Here is a 14,186-nt window from a genome sequence, read left to right as displayed (position 1 = left end):
GACCTGATCGAGACGCCAGCGCCCGATGCCGTGCCGCAGCTCAAGGCCGCCGGCATGAAGATCGTCGACAACGTCACGCCGCATGTCTGGAATTATCATCTCAGCGTGCTGCCGGGCTCGCCCTGGAACGACATTCGCGTGCGTAAGGCCGCCAATCTCTGCGTCGATCGCGAAGGGCTCAAGGATGGCCTGCTCGCGGGCCTGATGGTGCCCGCATCAGGCACTTTCGAGCCCGGCCATCCCTGGCGCGGCAAGCCGACTTTCGAAATCAAATACGACAAGCCGGCGGCGCAAAAGCTGATGCAGGAAGCAGGCTTCGGTCCAAACAAGAAACTCGAGGTGAAGATCCAGACGTCCGCTTCAGGTTCTGGCCAGATGCAGCCGCTGCCGATGAACGAATATCTCCAGCAGGCGCTCGCCGAATGCTATTTCGACGTCAAGCTCGACGTCATCGAGTGGAACACGCTGTTCACCAACTGGCGCCGCGGCGCCAAGGACCCCTCGGCCAACGGCGCGAATGCGACCAACGTCACCTATGCGGCGATGGACCCGTTCTTCGCGCTGGTGCGCTTCCTGCAATCGACCATGGCCCCTCCGGCGTCGAACAATTGGGGCTATATCAACAATCCCAAGTTCGACGAGCTGGTGAAGAAGGCGCGGCAGACCTTCGATCCTGCCGCGCGCGACGCCGCGCTCGCCGAGCTGCACGCAGCCTCCGTCGACGACGCCGCCTTCCTCTATGTTGCCCACGACGTCGGCCCGCGCGCCATGAGCCCGAAAGTGACGGGTGTGGTGCAGCCGAAAAGCTGGTTCATCGACTTCTCGCCGATTGCGATGCAGTGAGGTGAGCACGCTCGTAGGGCTCCCCTCCCCCACAAGGGGGGAGGGAACCCTCGCATCGCGCGTCCCTTACTGCCGCCCGCGCACGTCATTGTGCGGCACCACGTTAGGTCATTCCTGTGCTCGCCTATACCGCCAGACGCGTCGTCTATGTCATCCCGATCGTCATCAGCGTGGCGCTGGTGTGCTTTCTGCTCGTGCACATCACGCCGGGCGATCCGCTGGTCGCGGTGTTGCCCGCGGACGCCTCGCAGGAGCTCGCGGCCCAGCTTCGCGCCGCCTATGGTTTTGACCGGCCGCTGCCGGTGCAGTTCGGGCTTTGGTTGCTGCGTGCTCTCCATGGCGATCTCGGCAATTCCATCGCCACGGGACGTCCCGTGCTCGCCGAGGTCATGCGCGCGGTCGGCAACACCGTCACGCTGGCGATTGCCGCCGCCATCATCGGCTTCACCATGGGCATCCTGCTCGGCCTGATCGCCGGCTATTTCCGCGAGACCTGGATCGACAAGCTCGCGACGTCGTTCGCCATCGCCGGCGTTTCGGTGCCGCATTACTGGCTCGGCATGGTGCTCGTCATCATCTTCTCGGTCGAGCTGAACTGGCTGCCCGCGGTCGGCGCCGGGCCGAACGGCTCCAACTCCTGGGCCTGGGACTGGGCGCATTTGCGATATCTGGTGCTGCCGGCGATCACGACCTCGGTGATTCCGATGGGCATCGTCACCCGCACGGTGCGGGCGCTCACCGGCGACATCCTCAGCCAGGATTTCGTCGAGGCGCTGCGCGCCAAGGGCCTGCACGAACGAGGCGTGTTCCGTCACGTCATCAAGAACGCCGCGCCCACGGCGCTCGCGGTGATGGGGCTTCAGCTCGGCTACATGCTGGGCGGCTCGATCCTGATCGAGACCGTGTTCTCCTGGCCGGGCTCGGGCTTCCTGCTCAACTCGGCGATCTTCCAGCGCGATCTGCCGCTGTTGCAGGGCACGATCCTGGTGCTGGCGCTGTTCTTCGTCCTCCTCAACCTGCTGGTCGACATCGCGCAAGCCGCGATCGATCCGCGCATCAAGCGGGGCTAGCGGGATGAGCGAGCTCCCGCTGTCGGCCACCACCGATGCCGCGCTCCAGGCCGCGCCCGCGACCAAGGCGCGCGGCTATTGGGCGACGGTCGGTCGCCGCATCCTGCGCGACAAGGTCAGCATGGCCTGCGCGCTGGTGCTGCTGCTGATCTTCCTGTCCGCGATCCTCGCGCCCTGGCTTGGTCTGGAGGATCCCTACAAGGGCTCGATGATCCGCCGCCTCCGCCACATCGGCACGTCAGGCTATCCGCTCGGCACCGACGAGCTCGGGCGCGACATGCTGGCGCGGCTGGTCTATGGCGGACGGTTGTCGCTCGTCATCGGCATTCTCCCCGTGATCCTCGCCTTCGGCATCGGCACCTCGCTCGGCATCATTGCCGGCTATGTCGGCGGCAAGCTCAACACCGCGATCATGCGCACGGTCGATGTGTTCTACGCCTTCCCGTCCGTGCTGCTGGCGATCGCCATCTCCGGCGCGCTCGGCGCCGGCATCCTCAATTCCATCGTGGCGCTGACCATCGTATTCGTGCCGCAGATCAGCCGCGTCGCCGAAAGCGTCACCACGGGCGTGCGCAACATGGATTTCGTCGAAGCCGCGCGTGCCTCCGGCGCCGGCCCCTTCACCATCATGCGCGTGCACATTCTCGGCAACGTGCTGGGCGCGATCTTCGTCTATGCCACCAGCCTGATCTCGGTCTCGATGATCCTGGCGGCCGGTCTCTCCTTCCTCGGGCTCGGCACCAAGCCGCCGGAGCCGGAATGGGGCCTGATGCTGAACACCCTGCGCACTGCAATCTATGTCAACCCCTGGGTCGCAGCCCTGCCGGGCGCCATGATCTTTGCGGTCTCGATCTGCTTCAACCTGCTTTCGGACGGCCTGCGCAGCGCCATGGACATCAGGAACTAGGCCATGAGCGAGACCAACACCTCTGTCGCCATGCTGGAGCCGGTCGAGGATGTCGGCGGCGTTGCGCAGCCGCTGCTCCAGGTCAACGGGCTGACAAAGCACTTTCCGGTGCGTGGCGGGTTGTTCGCGGCGAAGCGCACCGTGCGCGCCGTCGACAACGTCTCCTTCTCCGTCGCCAAGGGTGAGACCGTCGGCATCGTCGGCGAATCCGGCTGCGGCAAGTCCACCACCGCGCGGCTCTTGATGCACCTGATGCCGCGCGACACCGGCGATATCATCTATGACGGCATGGCCGTCGGCCAGTCGCTGAGCTTGCGCGAGCTGCGTCGCGGCATGCAGATGGTGTTCCAGGATTCCTATGCCTCGCTCAATCCGCGCCTGACCATCGAGGAATCCATCGCCTTCGGCCCGAAGGTCCACGGCATGGCCGATGGCGCGGCGCGCGCGCTGGCGCGCGAGCTGCTCGGCAAGGTCGGCCTGGTCCCTGCGAATTTCGCCAACCGCTATCCCCACGAGATTTCCGGCGGGCAGCGGCAGCGCGTCAACATCGCGCGGGCCCTGGCGCTGTCGCCGCGGCTGGTGATCCTCGACGAAGCCGTCTCCGCGCTCGACAAATCCGTCGAAGCGCAGGTGCTCAACCTGCTCGCCGACCTGAAGCGCGAGTTCGGCCTGACCTATCTCTTCATCAGCCACGACCTCAACGTCGTGCGATACATCAGCGACCGCGTGCTGGTGATGTATCTCGGCGAGGTCGTCGAGCTCGGCCCGGTCGACGAGGTCTGGGATCGCCCGGCGCATCCCTATACGCGCGCGCTTCTTGCCGCGATGCCGTCCTCCGATCCTGATCGTCGCACCGAAAAGCCGCCGATCTCGGGCGATCCGCCCAACCCGATCGATCCGCCTCCCGGCTGCCGCTTCCATACCCGTTGTCCGTTTGCGGAGCCGCTCTGCGCAAATGCGACACCAAAGCTGACGGCGCTGGATAATATGGGCCACGAAGCCGCGTGCTACATGGCCATTCCGGGATCAGGCCATAGCCGTGCGCCCACAGGGGAAACCGCATGACGAGACCAACGACCAAGGAAATCCAGGCGGCGGCGCAGATCGCCGGCGTTGCCGTGACCGAGGAGATCGCCACGCGCATCTCCAATTCGATCGGCCCGGCCTTCGAAGGCTTTTCGGCCATCGCCGGCACCCTGCCGTTCGATCTCGAGCCCGCGCTCTATCCGCTGGCGCAAGCCGCGAAGGTGTCGAAATGAGCCGTGAGCCCGCCCTGATGACGCTCACCGAGGTCGCGCGGGCGATCGCGATGAAGCAGGTCTCCTCGCATGAGGTGACGCGCGCGCTGCTGCACCGCATCGCGCAATGGCAGCCGCATCTCAACGCCTTCATGTCGATCGAGGCGGAGGCCGCGCTGAAGGCGGCAGACAGCGCCGACGCCGAGCTCGCCAGGGGCGTGGTGCGCGGGCCGCTGCACGGCGTGCCGCTCGCGCACAAGGACATGTATTACGATGCCGGCCATGTCGCGACCTGCGGCTCGTTGATCCGCCGCGATTTCGTGCCGTCCGTGACGTCGACGGCCCTCCAGCGCTTGAAGGATGCCGGCCAGGTCAGGCTCGGCACGTTGCATCTGGCCGAGTTTGCCTATGGCCCGACCGGCCACAACGCCCATTACGGCCCGGTGCGCAATCCCTGGAACGTCGCGCATATCACCGGCGGTTCGTCCTCGGGCTCCGGTTCGGCGGTCGCCGCGCGGCTGACCTATGCGGCGCTGGGCTCGGACACCGGCGGCTCGATCCGCATGCCCGCGCATTTCTGCGGCGTCACGGGATTGAAGACCACCGTCGGCCGCGTCAGCCGCGCCGGCGCGATGCCGCTGTCGCAATCGCTCGACACGGTCGGCCCGCTCGCCCGCACCGCCGAGGACTGCGCGCTGCTGCTGGCGCTGATGGCCGGCCCCGACCCTGAAGATTCGACCGCCAGCCACGAGCCGCTCTCGGATTACGTCGCAGCAACCAAGGGCTCGTTGAAGGGCCTCAAGATTGGCGTACCCGCGTCCTTCTATGTCGACGATCTCGATAGCGAGGTCGCGCGCGTGCTGGACGAGACCATCGCGGTGCTCGAGCGCGAGGGCGCCGACATCGTCAAGGTCGAGCTGCCGGACCAGCGGCAATTGTCCGCGGCGAGCCAGCTCGTGCTCGCCGCCGAAGCTGCCGCCTTCCACAAGCGCTGGATGATCGAGCGGCCCCAGGATTACGGCGCGCAGACCTTGATGCGGCTGCAGAACGGCCTCGCCGTTCCCGCCATTACCTATCTGGAAGCGATGCGCTGGCGTGGTCCGGCACTTGCCGCACACAATGCGGCGGCCGCTGGCGTCGACGCGATCATCGCCCCGGCCTCGCCGATCCCGGCGCCGACGATCGCGGAGAGCGATGTCGGGGGCGGGCCGAACGCGCCGGCGCTGTTGCAGCGGCTGACGTTGTTCACCCGCCCGGTGAACTTCCTCGGCCTGCCGTCGCTGACGGTGCCCTCGGGCTTTACCACGAGCGGTCTTCCTGTGGGCATGCAGCTGATCGGCCGCTCCTTCGATGAAGCGACGCTGCTGACCATCGGCGCCGCCTTCCAGCGTGTCACCGACTATCACGATCGATTGCCCAAGCTGCCGTCATGACCAAGCTCGTCGAGATCTCAGGCCTCAACATCCGCTTCACCGGAGAGCGCACGGTCTATGCCGTGAACGATCTCAATCTCTCGCTCGGTGATGGCGAGGTGCTGGGCCTGCTCGGTGAGTCCGGTTCGGGCAAGAGCGTGACCCTGCGTGCCTTGATGCGGCTGTTGCCGAAGAAGCGCACGCAGATATCGGGCAAAGTCGATGTCATGGGACAGGACGTGCTGGCCATGAACGACGAGCAGTTGTCGTCGTTCCGCGGCCAGACCGTGTCGATGATCTTCCAGGAGCCGGCGTTGGCCCTCGATCCGGTCTACACCATCGGCGCGCAGATCGCCGAAAGCGTTGTGCGTCACGAAGGCAAGTCTTATGCGGAAGGGCGCGCACGCGCCCTCGAAATGCTCGAGGTGGTCCGCATCCCTTCGGCAAAGCGGCGGCTCGATGCCTATCCGCACGAAATGTCCGGCGGCATGCGCCAGCGCGCGATGATCGCCCTGGCGCTCGCCTGCCGTCCAAAAATCCTGCTGGCGGACGAGCCGACCACCGCGCTCGATGCCACCGTGCAGATCCAGATCCTGCTGCTGCTGCGCGAGCTGCAGCGCGAGTTCGGCATGTCCGTCATCTTCGTCACCCACGACATCGGCGTCGCCATCGAGATCTGCGACCGCGTCGCGGTGATGTATGCCGGCCAGATCGTGGAGCAGGGCACCTTGCGCGACATCGTCCGCTCGCCGGTGCACCCCTACGCCAAGGGCCTGCTCGCATCGACCATTCACGGCGCCAAGCGGGGCCAGCGGCTGGAGACCATCCCCGGCACGCCGCCGTCATTGGCCGAAAAGCCGAACTGCTGCTCCTTCGCCCCCCGCTGCAAGCTCGCCGAACCGCGCTGCCTGAAGCGGCTGCCTGAGAGCGTCGAGATCGGCCCGGGCAGGGCGGCAAGATGCGTGCTGGCGGAGCCGGCGGCGGCGACATAGCGGGCGCGCTTCTTCCCTTAAAAATCCCCCATACGTGCATCAGGTTGTCACAATTCGCAGCGCGCATCGCCGCGGGCGGTTTCTACTGTGCATGGGGTTGTTTTCGCGATTCCCGTCGGAGCGGTCGCTCCTGCAACATCATTCAGACCCCATTCATCCCGGTTCCGGTTCCATGCCCGCGTTCATGGAGAGGGACTTCCGCTAATGTACATTTCTGGTCAAAGCCTCATCATCATCCTGTTCGTCGGCCTGGTCGCCGGCTGGCTCGCCGGCAAGGTCGTGCGGGGGAGCGGGTTCGGCATCGTCGGCGACATCGTGATCGGCATCGCCGGCGCGTTTGTCGCGAGCTTCCTGTTCCCGCGGCTCGGCATCCATCTCGGCCTCGGGCTGGTCTCGGAGATCATCTATTCGGCGATCGGCGCCGTCATCCTGCTGCTGGTGGTGCGGCTGGTGCGCGGCGGCGGCCGGCTCTAGCCGACGCGATCGATGGAACCTTCCGCCTCTCCCCGGCTGCGCTGGTGCTGCCCTGGGAGAGGCGCTTCTCTTTGCCGGAAAAAGCCGCAAAGCCTGTGAAATACCGGACTTGCGGATCGGGCCACCGGGGGTAGATGTGGCGGAGCCCGGATAAATTCGATTGCCTCGCCCATGGGGAATACCCGATATTAATCCAGGCCGAGTACGCCTCGATTTGCCTTTGTAATCAGGGGTTTTGCCCCTCACCCGAAAGAGACCAGACTGATGGCAGCCGTTCCCGGCCTCCGCCGTTCAGAGCTCGGTGACGCGCTGCGTGCCTGCCGCACGGCGTTCGTCGGCGTCGGCTTCATGAGCTGCATGATCAACCTGCTCTATCTGACCGGGTCGATCTTCATGCTGGAGGTTTACGACCGGGTGCTGCCGAGCCGCAGCATCCCGACCCTCGTCGGCCTGATCGTCCTCGCCGCCGGCCTCTATATGGCCCAGGGCGTGCTCGACATGATCCGCAGCCGCATCCTGGGACGGGTCGGCACCGCGCTCGACGAAGCCCTGAACAAGCGCGTGTTCGACACCATCGTGCGTCTGCCGCTCCTGGTCGGGAACCGCAACGAAGGGCTGCAGCCGCTGCGCGATCTCGACAATGTCCGCTCCTTCCTCGGCGGCATGGGACCGAGTGCCTTCTTCGACCTGCCCTGGCTGCCGCTCTATCTCGCCATCTGCTTCGCCTTCCACGTCATGATCGGCGTGACCGCCTTGGTCGGCGCCATCATCCTGGTCGGGCTGACGCTGGTGACCGAGTTCCTGTCGCGCCAGCCGGCGAAGGAGGCGATGGGCCTTGCCGCCCAGCGCAACGACCTTGCCCAGTCCAGCCGCCGCAACGCCGAAGTGCTGGTGTCGATGGGCATGGCCGGCCGGCTCAACCAGCGCTGGAGCGAGGCCAACGAAAAATACCTCGCCGGCAATCAGCGCGCGAGCGACGTCGCCGGCGGACTCGGTGCGATCGCCAAGGTGCTGCGCATGATGCTGCAATCGGCCGTGCTCGCGGTCGGCGCCTATCTCGTCATTCACCAGGAGGCGACCGCCGGCATCATCATCGCCGGCTCGATCCTGTCGGCCCGCGCATTGGCGCCGGTCGATCTGGCGATCGCGCACTGGAAATCCTTCGTGGCGGCCCGCCAGAGCTGGCACCGCCTCAGCCGCCTCCTGGAACAGATGCCGGCGCAGGCAACGCCGACCCAGTTGCAGGCACCCACCAGCCGCCTCTCGGTCGAAGCCGTCACCATGGTGGCGCCGGGCGACCAGCGGCTCATCGTCCAGGACGTCACCTTTGCGCTGGAAGCCGGCAACGGCCTCGGCGTGATCGGCCCGAGCGGCTCCGGCAAATCATCGCTGATCCGCGCCCTGGTCGGCGTCTGGCATCCGGTCCGCGGCAAGGTTCGGCTCGACGGCGCGGCGCTCGACCAATGGTCGAGTGACGTGCTCGGCCGCTACATCGGCTACCTGCCGCAGGACGTCGAACTGTTCGGCGGCACCATCGCGCAGAACATCAGCCGTTTTGATCCGGAGGCGACGTCCGACGGCATCATTTCCGCGGCCAAGGAAGCCGGCGTGCACGAGATGATCATCAAGATGCGGGAGGGCTACAACACGCAGGTCGGCGAGCAGGGCACCGCCCTCTCCGCCGGCCAGGCCCAGCGCGTGGCGCTGGCGCGTGCGCTCTACGGCAAACCGTTCCTGATCGTGCTCGACGAGCCCAACTCCAACCTCGACACCGAAGGCGACGAGGCGTTGACCCGCGCCATCCGCAGCGCGCGCGAGCGTGGCGCGATCGTCGTCGTGGTGGCGCACCGGCCGATTGGCGTCGAGGCGGTCGATCAGATCCTGGTGCTGCGCGACGGCCGCATGCATGCCTTCGGTCCGAAGGAGCAGGTGCTCGCCCAGGTGCTGCAGCCACGCGTCGCGCCGTCGGCGCCGATCAAGGTCGTCAGCGAAGGCGGAGTGGCAAAAGCATGAGCACGATGACGGTTGGCGGGACAAAACCCGCTGCGCCCAAGACCGTTCAGGAAAAGACGGTTCGGGAATCGATCCGGTTTCACCTGTTTCTCGGCCTCGGAATCGTGCTGTTCCTGGCCGTCGGCCTCGGCGGCTGGGCCTCCACGGTGCTCATCTCGGGCGCGCTGATCGCGCCGGGCCAGATCGTGGTCGAATCCAACGTCAAGAAGGTCCAGCATCCGACCGGCGGCGTGGTCGGTGAGGTGCGCGCCCGCGACGGCGACGTGGTCAAGGCCGGCGACATCGTGGTGCGGCTCGACGACACCGTCACCAAGGCCAATCTTGCCATCGTCACCAAAAATCTCGATGCCGCCCAGGCGCGCGCGGCACGGCTCCAGGCCGAGCAGCGCGGCCTCGACAGAATCGAGTTTCCACCGTCGTTGCTCGACCGCGCCGGCGACCCTGATGTCAAGGCGCTGCTCGACAGCGAAAGCAAGCTGTTCGACGTGCGCGTCAACGGCCGTGCCGGCCAGAAGGCACAGCTCCGCGAGCGCATCCAGCAGCTCAACGAAGAGATCGAGGGCCTGCAGGCGCAGGAGAGAGCCAAGGACAGGGAGATCTCGCTTGTGCAGCAGGAGCTCACCGGCGTGCGCGATCTCTATGACAAGCACCTGGTGCAGCTTTCGCGCCTGACCACGCTGGAGCGCGACAGCGCCCGCCTCAACGGCGAGCGCGCGCAATACATCGCCTCGCGCGCGCAGGCCAAGGGCAAGATCACCGAGACCGAGCTGCAGATCATCCAGGTCGACAAGGACATGGTGAGCGAGGTCTCCAAGGACCTGCGCGAGACCAATGACAAGAGCGGCGAGCTGATCGAGCGCAAGGTCGCGGCCGAAGACCAGCTCCGCCGCGTCGACATCCGGGCGCCGCAGGACGGCATGGTGCTGCAATCGACGGTGCACACCGTCGGCGGCGTCGTCACCGCCGGCGACACATTGATGCTGATCGTGCCGCAGGCCGACGATCTCCAGGTCGAGGCCAAGGTCAATCCGGTCGACATCGACAAGCTGCAGGTCGGCCAGAAGACGCTGTTGCGTCTGTCCGCCTTCAACCAGCGCACCACGCCCGAGCTTAATGGCATCGTCAGCCGCGTCTCGCCCGACGTCACCACCGACCAGCGCACGGGGCAAAGCTACTATACGATCCGCGTTTCGATGTCTGCGGAGGAGGTTGCCAAGCTCGGAGACTCCAAGCTGATTCCCGGCATGCCGGCGGAAGCCTTCGTCCAGACCGGTGACCGCACCATGCTGTCCTATCTGATGAAGCCGTTGCACGACCAGTTCATGCGGGCCTTCCGAGAGAAGTGACACACGGCGCTATTCCCCGAGCTGTCGAAAATGCTGCAGACTATCTTGTCGGTTCTGACGAACATTCTCTTCTTTGCCGCAATCCCAGTCTTTGTTTTCGGAGCTTACCAGCAACACAAGTTTTTTGAAGAATGGCGTGAGGATCACGCTCAATCGCTGGATTGGTTCACCAGGGGGCAACGCTCTGTTGTAGCCGTTCTATCGAACAAGCTCTCGGATCGATGTCGTGACCGTCGTCGTAAGCTCTTTACGGCGGTGGCAACATTTCTCGGACTTATTTTGGTCGTAGGTCTCCTGAGTGCTTTTCAGCGCTCGCAATGACGACGCGGCCTTGTTCTTGCTATAGTTCGACTCAGGTCCCTAAAACCCGGCGGTCGAACCATGCAGTCTCCACCCTCCATCGCCACAAAATCCTTCACCGACGCATCCGCGGCCGTCGCCCGCCTCGAAGAGATCTACGAGCGCAACACAAGATTCCTGCGCGACCGGTTCGAGGCCTACGTCTCGGGCGAGGCGATCACGACGCGGGTGCGGGCCTATTATCCCTTCGTCCGCCTCACCACCGCGACCCACGCGCGGCTGGATTCGCGTCTGTCCTACGGCTTCGTGGCGGGACCCGGCGTGCATGAGACCAGCGTAACGCGGCCGGATCTGTTCCGCGCCTATCTCACCGAGCAGATCGGCCTGTTGATCCAGAACCACGGCGTGCCGGTCGAGATCGGCGAATCCGCCGAGCCGATCCCGATCCACTTCGCCTATCGCCGCGATATCAACATCGAAGCCGCCATCACCACCAGCGAAAATTCGCTCGCCACGCGCTCGCTGCGCGATGCCTTCGACGTGCCTGATCTCGCCACCATGGACGATTCCATCGCCGACGGCACCTTCGAGCTTCAGGCTGGCGCGCCCGAGCCATTGTCGCTGTTCCGCGCCGCCCGCGTCGATTACTCGCTGCGCCGGCTCTACCACTACACCGGCACCGATCCCGAGCATTTCCAGAATTTCGTGATCTTCACGAATTACCAGTTCTATGTCGATGCCTTCGCGGAGCTCTGCCAGCAGCGGCTCCAGTCCGGCGAAGCAGGGCTGGAGGCGTTCGTTGCGCCCGGCAACGTCATCACGCGCAGCGACGGGAGCACGACGGGAACAGCGCCCGTGCGCACGCCGAACATGCCGGCCTTCCATCTGGTCGCGCCTGATTATCGCGGCATCACGCTGATCAATATCGGCACCGGCCCGTCCAACGCGCGCAACGTCACCGATCATGTCGCGGTGCTGCGGCCGCATGCCTGGCTGATGCTTGGCCATTGCGCGGGTCTGCGCAACACGCAGCGGCTCGGTGACTACGTGCTCGCGCATGGCTATGTGCGCGAGGACCACGTGCTCGATCGAGAGTTGCCGCTGTGGGTGCCGATCCCGGCGCTGGCCGAGATGCAGGTCGCGTTGGAGGAGGCGGTCGAGGATGTCACGGGTCTGGAAGGTTTTGACCTCAAGCGCCTGATGCGAACGGGCACCGTCGCCAGCGTCGACAATCGCAACTGGGAGATTTCCGGACCCGAGGTCATCCGCCGCCTGTCGCAATCTCGCGCCGTCGCGCTCGACATGGAATCTGCGGCGATCGCCGCCAACGGTTATCGCTTCCGTGTCCCCTATGGCACACTGCTCTGCGTCTCCGACAAGCCGTTGCACGGCGAGATCAAGCTCGCCGGCATGGCCAGCGAGTTCTACCGTCGCCGCGTCGGTCAGCATCTCGAGATCGGTTTGAAGGCGCTGGAGCGGCTCAAGCAGCAGGAATCGGAGCGTCTGCATTCGCGCAAGCTCCGCAGCTTTGCCGAGGTCGCGTTTCAGTAAACGACAACAGAGCTGTCATACGGGGCTGTCTGAATCTCCGAAAGTCCGGTGCCCAGGAATATCCCAGCTGAGGCAGGGTTATCGATTCGTCCGGGGCCGCTCGAAACAGCACAGGAGACAGACATGATCACAGCCACGATCAGACGCGTCACGCTGGGGACGTTTGCGGTGGTCCTGCTGAGTTTGCCGGCCTTGGCGGCTGGCGGAGGAGGCGGTGGAGGAGGCGGTGGTTCCGGCAGCACTGATCCCTATGCCGGCGCCTATTCGGACCAGAAGGCGCAGCCGGCGCCGACCTATCCGAAACGCTCGGGCACCAAGGCGACGCAGAAGGGCAGGAAGGCGAGCAACCAGTCCAGCATCGATGATCCCGCGTTCGCAGCCGGCTACCGCGTGGCTTACGATACGATCTATCTGCGTAACGACTACGCGGTCGCGATCGAGCAATTGCGGGCGCTCGGCCATGACGACCATCCCAACGTCGCCAATCTCATTGGTTATTCCTATCGAAAACTTGGCGACTACAGGCAATCGCAAGTCTGGTACGAGCGGGCGCTGAAGGTGGATCCGAACCACGTGCTGACATGGCAGTATTACGGACTGTGGCAGCTCGAGCAGGGTAACCGCGAGCAGGCGATGTATCATTTGAGCCGTATCGCCGCGATCTGCGGCACCGATTGCGAGGAGTATAAATCGCTGGCGGCGGCGCTGGAGAAGCCCACCGGCTCGGCGCTCGCTTATTGAGTGCATGTGGGGGCGCGTAGCGCCCCCACCCGTTCCATGGTGACAAGTCGGACGAATTTCAGCATTGTCCGGTGCGGGGTGGGACCGGGACAATTTGATGCCGCTGATGCGTGACAGGATTATCGGCCATGACCACGAACGGCTGGCCTTCCGCTTCACCATGACGCGCGCGGACGAGGTCGTGCAGTGCCAGATCAGCGATGCCGCGATGGACGAGCTCGCCGGCATGCAAGGCACCGAGAGCAGCGCGCGGCAGGCGCAGTTCACATCTTTGCGCGAGACCATCGAGCGGATCGCGTCGGACCTCTACGATGAGGCGCCGCGGTTCAGGGGTTACGTGGTGCGGATCTTCGTACGGCATCTGGCCAGATAGCAGGGCATGCGCACAACTTGCCGCGGGCGCGAAAGGATTCGTTAAGGGCAGCCCGGAGTTGCAATGGATGGCGGTAACACGGCGTGAAATGATGTCGCGCGGTCGCCCACGCCAACAGTGTCACATGCCCAGAAGAACAGTCCTGCTGCTCGTCGTCGTTGCCTTGCTGGCCGGAAACCTGGCCTATCCGAACCTGTTCGGGCCGAGTGCATTTGCGCGCGATTTCGACCAGAACATCGCGCGGTTTCCCCTGGCAGCGTCGATCGCCCGCAGCGATCCTGCGCTTAAGGAGGTCTTGCTTCGGGAAACCGAGGCGGCATTCAACGGGGGCGGATGGTCCGCCGCCAACAACGTGCTCAATGCGATCCTTGCGACCGAGATGGTTGCCTATGCCGACGACGAGAACATCATCGCCGTGGACCGGGCACAGCTGGCCGTCCTTCTGAAGCTCGCGAGCAATCCATTGGAATGCAAATCCTATCTTCTGGTCGGCTCTCAGCGCGGTGAGTTTCCGGACGCGGCGCAGGAATTCGCAGATCTCGCCGCGGCGAACGGGGCTGCAATCGCAAATGGATTCGAGCGCAAGACCAATGGTGTCGGCCGGGCGCAGGCGGATGGCGCAGAAAGCTTAGCGATCGAAACGCAACTGCAGCTCGGACCGTTTGCCGAGCTCACGCGGCAGGAGCTTGGTGCCGAGGCGCGATATCTCGACGGTAATCCCGAACTCATGTGCAGCGCAGCCATCAAGAGGCAGCTCAATCTGCTTTCGGCAGCCAAAGCCGATGCTGCGCACGTCTCGCGCATCCGCAAAGCCAGGGACTGCAAGATCGATTTCGTCGAGGTTCGCGCGAAGCTGTGCCGCGAGCCCGGCAACGGCTTGTCCTGCTCCTGAGCGAGCGCATCGATGGTACGATGAGCGGCGCAAG

General features: G+C 65.0%; 15 protein-coding genes. All 15 read left to right on the top strand.

Annotated elements, in window-relative coordinates; all coding sequences use genetic code 11:
- A partial coding sequence (locus tag G8O24_RS24245; RefSeq protein ID WP_244645977.1) for an ABC transporter substrate-binding protein occupies nt 1–843 on the top strand: 843 nt, incomplete at its 5' end.
- A 116-nt stretch (nt 844–959) separates the two neighbouring features.
- Nucleotides 960–1,913, top strand: a complete 954-nt coding sequence (locus tag G8O24_RS24240; protein WP_188103710.1) for an ABC transporter permease — start codon at nt 960–962, stop codon at nt 1,911–1,913.
- Nucleotides 1,914–1,917: 4 nt separating this feature from the next.
- Nucleotides 1,918–2,820, top strand: coding sequence for an ABC transporter permease (locus G8O24_RS24235; RefSeq protein ID WP_188103708.1), 903 nt, complete (start codon nt 1,918–1,920; stop codon nt 2,818–2,820).
- A 3-nt stretch (nt 2,821–2,823) separates the two neighbouring features.
- Complete coding sequence (locus G8O24_RS24230) at nt 2,824–3,885, top strand: ABC transporter ATP-binding protein (RefSeq protein WP_188103706.1); 1,062 nt, start codon at nt 2,824–2,826, stop codon at nt 3,883–3,885.
- Nucleotides 3,882–4,079, top strand: coding sequence for a hypothetical protein (locus G8O24_RS24225; RefSeq protein WP_188103704.1), 198 nt, complete (start codon nt 3,882–3,884; stop codon nt 4,077–4,079). The genes G8O24_RS24230 and G8O24_RS24225 overlap by 4 nt, the downstream gene beginning before the upstream one ends.
- Nucleotides 4,076–5,491 (top strand): amidase, encoded by a 1,416-nt coding sequence (locus G8O24_RS24220; protein ID WP_188103702.1) that lies wholly within the window; start codon nt 4,076–4,078, stop codon nt 5,489–5,491. Before G8O24_RS24225 ends, G8O24_RS24220 begins: the two co-directional genes overlap by 4 nt.
- Entirely contained in the window at nt 5,488–6,462 is a 975-nt protein-coding gene (locus G8O24_RS24215) for an ABC transporter ATP-binding protein (protein WP_188103700.1), read from the top strand. Before G8O24_RS24220 ends, G8O24_RS24215 begins: the two co-directional genes overlap by 4 nt.
- Nucleotides 6,463–6,666: 204 nt before the next feature.
- Nucleotides 6,667–6,936, top strand: coding sequence for a GlsB/YeaQ/YmgE family stress response membrane protein (locus G8O24_RS24210; RefSeq protein WP_188103698.1), 270 nt, complete (start codon nt 6,667–6,669; stop codon nt 6,934–6,936).
- Between the two features lie 264 nt (nt 6,937–7,200).
- Entirely contained in the window at nt 7,201–8,949 is a 1,749-nt protein-coding gene (locus G8O24_RS24205; protein ID WP_188103695.1) for a type I secretion system permease/ATPase, read from the top strand.
- The gene (locus G8O24_RS24200) at nt 8,946–10,295 is read left to right on the top strand and encodes an HlyD family type I secretion periplasmic adaptor subunit (RefSeq protein WP_188103693.1); all 1,350 of its coding nucleotides are present in this window, start codon (nt 8,946–8,948) and stop codon (nt 10,293–10,295) included. The genes G8O24_RS24205 and G8O24_RS24200 overlap by 4 nt, the downstream gene beginning before the upstream one ends.
- A 30-nt stretch (nt 10,296–10,325) precedes the next feature.
- Complete coding sequence (locus tag G8O24_RS24195) at nt 10,326–10,616, top strand: hypothetical protein (protein ID WP_188103692.1); 291 nt, start codon at nt 10,326–10,328, stop codon at nt 10,614–10,616.
- A 60-nt stretch (nt 10,617–10,676) separates the two neighbouring features.
- Nucleotides 10,677–12,146 (top strand): AMP nucleosidase, encoded by a 1,470-nt coding sequence (locus G8O24_RS24190; RefSeq protein WP_188103690.1) that lies wholly within the window; start codon nt 10,677–10,679, stop codon nt 12,144–12,146.
- A 123-nt stretch (nt 12,147–12,269) separates the two neighbouring features.
- A complete protein-coding gene (locus G8O24_RS24185; RefSeq protein ID WP_244645976.1) occupies nt 12,270–12,887 on the top strand; it encodes a tetratricopeptide repeat protein in 618 nt (205 codons plus the stop codon).
- Nucleotides 12,888–12,984: 97 nt separating this feature from the next.
- Nucleotides 12,985–13,260 (top strand): DUF1488 family protein, encoded by a 276-nt coding sequence (locus tag G8O24_RS24180; RefSeq protein ID WP_188103688.1) that lies wholly within the window; start codon nt 12,985–12,987, stop codon nt 13,258–13,260.
- 58 nt (nt 13,261–13,318) lie between these two features.
- Nucleotides 13,319–14,152: a hypothetical protein gene (locus tag G8O24_RS24175; RefSeq protein ID WP_188103686.1), complete on the top strand. Its 834-nt coding sequence runs from the start codon at nt 13,319–13,321 to the stop codon at nt 14,150–14,152.
- Nucleotides 14,153–14,186 lie beyond the last annotated feature (34 nt).

This window comes from Bradyrhizobium campsiandrae, from assembly GCF_014529705.1.
In the GTDB taxonomy this organism is placed as follows: domain Bacteria; phylum Pseudomonadota; class Alphaproteobacteria; order Rhizobiales; family Xanthobacteraceae; genus Bradyrhizobium; species Bradyrhizobium campsiandrae.
This window is presented reverse-complemented; position numbering and strand designations above follow the sequence as displayed.

Bases quoted from the DNA above. Each gene is read 5' to 3' on its own strand.
- G8O24_RS24210 (WP_188103698.1), top strand. From the start codon at position 6,667: ATGTACATTTCTGGTCAAAGCCTCATCATCATCCTGTTCGTCGGCCTG.
- G8O24_RS24220 (WP_188103702.1), top strand. From the start codon at position 4,076: ATGAGCCGTGAGCCCGCCCTGATGACGCTCACCGAGGTCGCGCGGGCG.
- G8O24_RS24195 (WP_188103692.1), top strand. From the start codon at position 10,326: ATGCTGCAGACTATCTTGTCGGTTCTGACGAACATTCTCTTCTTTGCC.
- G8O24_RS24185 (WP_244645976.1), top strand. From the start codon at position 12,270: ATGATCACAGCCACGATCAGACGCGTCACGCTGGGGACGTTTGCGGTG.
- G8O24_RS24205 (WP_188103695.1), top strand. From the start codon at position 7,201: ATGGCAGCCGTTCCCGGCCTCCGCCGTTCAGAGCTCGGTGACGCGCTG.
- G8O24_RS24180 (WP_188103688.1), top strand. From the start codon at position 12,985: ATGCCGCTGATGCGTGACAGGATTATCGGCCATGACCACGAACGGCTG.
- G8O24_RS24230 (WP_188103706.1), top strand. From the start codon at position 2,824: ATGAGCGAGACCAACACCTCTGTCGCCATGCTGGAGCCGGTCGAGGAT.
- G8O24_RS24235 (WP_188103708.1), top strand. From the start codon at position 1,918: ATGAGCGAGCTCCCGCTGTCGGCCACCACCGATGCCGCGCTCCAGGCC.
- G8O24_RS24200 (WP_188103693.1), top strand. From the start codon at position 8,946: ATGAGCACGATGACGGTTGGCGGGACAAAACCCGCTGCGCCCAAGACC.
- G8O24_RS24225 (WP_188103704.1), top strand. From the start codon at position 3,882: ATGACGAGACCAACGACCAAGGAAATCCAGGCGGCGGCGCAGATCGCC.
- G8O24_RS24215 (WP_188103700.1), top strand. From the start codon at position 5,488: ATGACCAAGCTCGTCGAGATCTCAGGCCTCAACATCCGCTTCACCGGA.
- G8O24_RS24190 (WP_188103690.1), top strand. From the start codon at position 10,677: ATGCAGTCTCCACCCTCCATCGCCACAAAATCCTTCACCGACGCATCC.